The 5,894-nt window shown below is 69.5% G+C and carries 5 protein-coding genes; 2 read left to right on the top strand and 3 right to left on the bottom strand.

From position 1 onward, the window contains the following. Window positions 1–680: 680 nt before the first annotated feature. Window positions 681–896, top strand: a complete 216-nt coding sequence (locus tag IE275_RS46725; protein WP_229871441.1) for a hypothetical protein — start codon at window positions 681–683, stop codon at window positions 894–896. Window positions 897–1,036: 140 nt separating this feature from the next. Further along, a complete protein-coding gene (locus tag IE275_RS45465) occupies window positions 1,037–1,225 on the top strand; it encodes a hypothetical protein (protein ID WP_189718579.1) in 189 nt (62 codons plus the stop codon). A 2,747-nt stretch (window positions 1,226–3,972) separates the two neighbouring features. Here the strand turns inward: IE275_RS45465 and IE275_RS46715 are convergent. The 3 genes from IE275_RS46715 to IE275_RS45455 form a co-directional block, all read right to left on the bottom strand. Continuing rightward, on the bottom strand, window positions 3,973–4,107 hold the full coding sequence (locus IE275_RS46715) for a DUF6207 family protein (RefSeq protein ID WP_229871443.1): 135 nt from the start codon (window positions 4,105–4,107) through the stop codon (window positions 3,973–3,975). 157 nt (window positions 4,108–4,264) lie between these two features. Then, the gene (locus IE275_RS45460; RefSeq protein ID WP_189718578.1) at window positions 4,265–4,483 is read right to left on the bottom strand and encodes a hypothetical protein; all 219 of its coding nucleotides are present in this window, start codon (window positions 4,481–4,483) and stop codon (window positions 4,265–4,267) included. A 60-nt stretch (window positions 4,484–4,543) separates the two neighbouring features. Next, window positions 4,544–5,821: an aminotransferase-like domain-containing protein gene (locus IE275_RS45455; RefSeq protein WP_189718577.1), complete on the bottom strand. Its 1,278-nt coding sequence runs from the start codon at window positions 5,819–5,821 to the stop codon at window positions 4,544–4,546. Window positions 5,822–5,894: the final 73 nt, after the last annotated feature.

The following is a 5,894-nucleotide window of genomic DNA, read 5'->3' as shown; positions in this document are numbered from 1 at the left end:
AGGGGCAGGATGCTGACGCGCTGACCAGGGATCAGCGGACGCTTCTTCACGTTGGTTGTCCTTTGGTCGTTCCCGATGGCTCCGTACGGCCCAGCCGCGCCCTCCCCGCTGCCCGCCGCACTGGTTCCAGTCCCGGGCGAGGGCAGTTCGTTTGACACCGCGACGTGACCTGCATCACATGGAGAGTGCGAGCTCCTCATGCCGAAAGGCGGCATGGGGTTCCGTGAACGGGTGTTGCGGGCGCGGGGCCTATCTGCCAGGACCCCACGGGCCGGGGAGGCTGAAACGCCGTGCACCCTTCGACCAGGCGATACGCGTGCTCAAGTCGCTGATGGGTCGCTGGGACGGCTGGGGAGTGGTTCGTGGTCGCCGACTCCAGCTTCTACAAGGGCGAGGGCCGCCGAGCACGCTCCCCGATGCGGGCGAGCCGTTTGGACCACTCTGTCGAGAACGCGCTCTGTAGGCGATCGACCCAGCGGAGATCGCGGAATCGGCCCACTTGCGAACGTCCGACTGCAACTGCTGATTTCGGCGTCTTGTCTCCATCCTCGTGACTACCCATCGGAAGCCGCGACCTGCCGTGCACGAAAGGGAGTTGCGGCTGTCAAAGGTCGGCCTTGCGCTGAACCGTCACCTTCGTGGCGGCGGTCTTGGTTGCCAGCGGCGTCTACTACAGTTTGGTGGTTCTGTGGGACGTCAAGGAGATCGACACGACCGCGAAGCTCGACGCTAGGACGCTCGTCGACCCGGTGCAGCTCTCCTTCGGAGTGGTCGCCGGGGCGGGCGCGCTCGTCGCCCTCGTCGTCGCCTACCGCCGCCAGCGCGTCGACGAAGCAGGCGCCCACCGTGAGGCCACCCGGCTACACACCGAGTGCTTCTGCCAGGCCGTCCGCTGAGCCCCGACCGCGAAATCCCCGACGATGTCGCGAGGATGATGTACCAGCGTGCCCGGGAGGCCCAGCACCTCAGCCGTGCCGGCGCGCGGGCGCGGACGGATCGTACGCAGCCCAGCCAGCGCACGTACCGATCCGGGCCCGTGCCGCAGGCCAAGGACCCGGCCCTTGCCGACTTCCAGCGCCGCCTCGAGCAGCTCAAGGATCAGGCCGGCTTCTCCATCCGGCTCCTTGCCATGATCACCAGAATCCCCCAAAGCACGCTCCTGGACGCCTTCCGCCGCAACCATCCCCAAGGCGCACGTGGTGGCCGCGATCGCGAAGCGCGCTAAACAGGCCCTACGAACGCACGCTTGCCCGGCAAGCTCGTTGAACGGATCCTTCGGGTCGTACAGAGCGGTCGCTGTGGTGTGGGTCCAGGACGATCGAGATCGCCGCCGCTACGCGGCCGTCTGCGCGCCGTGGTGTGCCCCGCCCAGGTGCTCCAGCAGCGCGCAGGCCTACCGCAACCAGCTCGGCGCGAGCGGCTGGACCTGGTCCCTGCTGCACAACCCCCAGCAGGCCCACTCCGGCGACCGCCGCGCCCTCCACCGCGCGATACGACGATGGACCGCAAGATCAAGCCGCTGTTCTATGCCGAGGCTGGCATCCCGCATCTGGCGCCTGGACCCCAGCGCCCCGGCTGGTCGTCGGCGAGCTGCACAGCGGACGGTACGCGGAGCGCACGACCGCCCTCGCCGGGACGACCACGCACATCGGCGCCCCGTTCCCGGCCGACCTCGACCCGGGCGCCCTCACCCAGCAGCGACACACGGTGGCCCATGTCTGGCAGTCATGCCGGATACGGCCGCTTGTTGTCACCTGGTCCGCCGGCCCCACGGACCGGGTGAAGGTGTGGGTCCGTGGGGCCGGAGACGGGACACAACGGCTGGCATTCCTGATGAGCCCCGTCGAAGACACCCTGCCACTGCACCCGCCGGGCCGCCGTCGCACACGGTCCGAACGGGGGTGTCCGGTGAGCGCGGGAACCCCGGCCGGATCGGGATGCCGGCCGCTGTGAGGTCCGGTGTGGACCCGCGACGACACGGCCGGGGGCGGCCCGGAGGGCGGCTGTCCTGTCGGCGGCACGCGGGCAGCCGCAGGACCTCCTGGCCCCGACCGGGAGGCGGGCGGGCCCGCCGCCCACGAGGGTCAAGGGCAGACAGCAGGCCCGCAGGGGAAGCCTCTCCGGCGTGGTCGGATCGGCGCCCGTCCACACACCATGCACCAAAACGAGCCATAGCGGTAGATATCATCCGCAACTGCCCTGACCCGCTCCGCATGCCTCGGGCGCCTGCCTGCAAGCATGAGACCGGAGACCGCGCCCCGCCGTACCAGGTTGTTTTGGCTCCGACAGCCATTCGGCCGCCGGATCGGCGCAGCGGGCGGTGTACCGGCGCAGCCAGCGAGAAAGGGCCCTCAGGAGCCGGGACTATGCGCGTGTGGGGCGGCGGCATGTTCCCAGGACGCCGCCCCACACGGTGGTGCCCGGCCGCCCCACCTACATCCCACACATCGGAACAGCCGGCCAACCCGGAGCCTAGAGGACGACGGGATCCACCCGCACAGCACCACAGCACCGGCATCGTCCACGCGGACCCGGTCGGCGTGTCGAGCCAGGGCCTGCTCGGGGGAACAACCCGGCCCGGACCGCGACCGCGCTGCCGACGGCTGACGTCCGCCGGCAGCCACACCCGCGCCCGCAGCTCGTCCCGTGCGTCCTGCTGTTCCTTGCTCCCACGCCGCCCGCCGGTCCGCGTCGCCCTGCCGCCGCTCCTCGCGCTCGTCCGCCCACGCGGCGCCTCGCCGTTCTTGGCGGGGTCGTAGACCGCCGGGCGTCTGTGCTCATCCAGGCGGCGACGCGCCGCCACCCGGCATGCCGGGCCGTCGTGCATACACACCCCGCACGGCGCCCCGCCGCTCGCACCCCCGACAGGTAGGCGATCTTCGCCATCACACAGTCCCGGCAGGCGACGGCCTCCTTGCCTACCTGCGGCAGGGCACCTCGCCACGCCGCAAAGAACTCCCGCATCGCCTGCTGAGACGGCGGTACGCGCAAGCCGAAGTCACCCCGATGGCGCGGCCGGTTGAACGGATCGATCGGTGACTCCACCAGCACACCGAAACGCCAGCCGATCTCACCTGCGTACCGCTGCTCAAGAAACGCGAAGTACCCGTCAATCATGTTGATCTTTGTGCGTACTGTGGACCGGGCCCGTTTGCCCGGCCTGGCGAAGTACCGGTCAAGGTCTCGCGGTTGCAGACGCCACGGCACGAGATCGAGTACTCGATCACCGGCTTCACCAGCTCGTCGACCATCTCAGGCATGAGACCGGCCGCGTCACAAGCCCACTGACACGGCCCGCGCAGTTTTCGCGAATAACTAGCGAAAACTCACCCCGCTGAGGGGGCCTCGAACACAGGTCTCGGACCTGCTGACATGCAGAAAACCCATGCCAGGAGCCGTCGGCGGCCCGGGCAGCACCCCTGCCCCGGCTGTGCAGCCGGTCCTGCAGCCGCTCGAACGCCAGCCGCCCCTGCGCCCAGACGACCAGCTCGCCATCAAGCGCGGTCTGGTCCGGCAGCTGCACCGCCCCGGCCGTGATCTCCCGGAAAAGCCGCCGCCACCTGGGTCCCCCGGCGGGAGCGCAGCGTGACGCTGCCCGCTTCGGCGGCGAGCAAGGCCCGAAAACCTTCCCATTTTCGGCTCGGCCGCATACCCGGCTTCAGACCGGCCTGGGGTGTGAGCGTGGTCAGTATCGGATCCGGCAACATCCAGATCACCTGCCAGGCCTTCCACCAGGCACACATCTTTCCACCAGGACGACCGGGTTGCCGATGGGGTGGGCCATGCGGGGGTGGGCGCGTCGTCCGCGAGACGCGAGCCACACAGGGCCGAATCGTCGAAGTCACGCCAGTCTGCGGCCACTTCTGTCCACATCCCTGATAGACGACGTGCCCCTGGGACGCGTGTGGCAGGGTGGACTCGGACTTGGTCCGTCTCGCATCCCCCGTCGTGGCGGACCAAGTTCAATGCGCATCAGGCTCCGGCTCCGAGTCGGAGAGGCCGAGTGAGCGCTTGGCGCAGGTCGGTGCACAGGCGCAGTCGCACGCCGGGCTGTCCGGCATCACGCGTGGTTCGCTCGTCGGCCGAGGTGGCCCAGGTCCGGGCGATCGAGAGGTTGTTTCTCCCGGTGCTTCATCCTGTGATAGAGCCGCGGGCCAGGCGGCGATGGAGCATGAGCCAGCCGCCTGGGCCGCTGGATCGTCCATTACGGCAGGCGTGCGTGCGGGCACCGATGTACGGACCCCGGCCAGCTCCAGGACTTTCTTCATGGTTGCGTCCTCCCCGACGATGCCGTGCAGCACGGGGAAGAGCACCCCGGCGAGTTCTGCGCCAGCGCGGGCAGCATGTCCTTGCCGACGTCGCGGAGCTCCACCTCGACGCCGCTCTGGCGCAGCGCGTCGGCTTCCCTCGACCCGGGGCGCGGTGAACCCTCGCGGTCCGGTGACAGGCCCCCGGCGATGACGGTGACGTTCGGGCCGTTCATGCTCATCCATTCCTCTACGATCAGGGTCGTCAGGAGTGGTCCGGGCCTGGGGCCTGCGGGCTAGCTAGGGCTGTGCGGGTGCGCGGTGGTGCCGAAGGTCTCCCACAGCTCCAGCTCGGTGCCGATCACGTCAGCGAGGGTATGAACACCCTCCAAGATGCGCTCCGGTGGCGGATAGCAGTACGACAGGCGCATGGCCCGGCGGCCCTCGCCGTCGGCGTAGAAGCCGGTGCCGGGCACGTAGGCCACCCGCGCCTGGACCGCTCGGGGCAGCATGGCCTTCGAGTCCAGCCCCTCAGGCAGCGCCACCCATACGAAGAACCCGCCATCCGGCTGCGTCCACGACACCCCCGCCGGCATGTGCTTCTGCAGGGCCCCGAGCATTGCATCACGCCGTTCCCGGTACATCTCCCGGAAGACTTTCAGTTGTTCCTGCCACGGCTGGGTGCGCAGGTACCGGTCCACGGCGAGCTGGGCGAAGGCGGAGTGGGACAGCATCGCGCTCTCGGCGGCCAACACCAGCTTGTCCCGCACCGCGGACGGCGCCAGCGCCCAGCCCACCCGCAGCCCCGGGGCCAGGGTCTTGGAGAACGAGCCCAGATACACGACGTCTGCGGGGGCGTCGGCGCGCAGGGCCCGCATCGGCTCGCCCTCCAGGTACAGAAGTCCGTACGGGTTGTCCTCCAGCACCAGCACCCCAGCCCGGCGGCACACTTCCAGGACGCGTAAACGCCGTTCGGCAGCCAGCGTGACCCCGGTCGGGTTCTGGAAGGTGGGCACGGTGTAGAACAGCTTTGCCGGCCGCCCGTCGCGCGCTAGCCGGGTGAACGCCTCCCCCAACGCCTCGGGCAGCACGCCCCGTTCATCCATGGCGACGTGGACGGCGCGGGCCTGGTACGCGGCGAACGTCCCCAACGCGGTGACATAGGTCGGGCCCTCGGTGACCACCGTGTCGCCCGGATCGAGGAACACCCGCGCGACCAGGTCCAGCGCCTGCTGCGAGCCGACGGTGACCACCACGTCATCCGGGTGGGCGTCGATGCCCTCTTGGGCCATCACCGTGCAGATCGTCTCCCGCAGGCTCGGATTCCCCTCGGCAGATCCGTACTGCAGCGCGACGGGCCCGCGCTCCATCACCAGGTCGGCCATCAGCCTGGCGACGGCATCCATGGGCAAGGCGCTCACGTTAGGCATTCCGCCGGCCAATGACACGATCTCGGGGTGCGACGCCACCGCGAAGAGTGCCCGCACCTCCGACGGGACCATCCCCGCCGCCCGCTGCGCGTAGTGGCCGAGCCATGGATCGGCGCCCCGCCGGGATGGTTCATCAGACTGCATTCCAGCGCTCCCTGTTCGCTAAAGGTTGTCCCGTAACTGGTGGGGCGGTTGGTGCGTTGGTCTGGCATGGGTG

The organism is Streptomyces phaeofaciens (genome assembly GCF_014648915.1).
Taxonomy (GTDB): Bacteria; Actinomycetota; Actinomycetes; order Streptomycetales; family Streptomycetaceae; genus Streptomyces; species Streptomyces phaeofaciens.
This window is presented reverse-complemented; position numbering and strand designations above follow the sequence as displayed.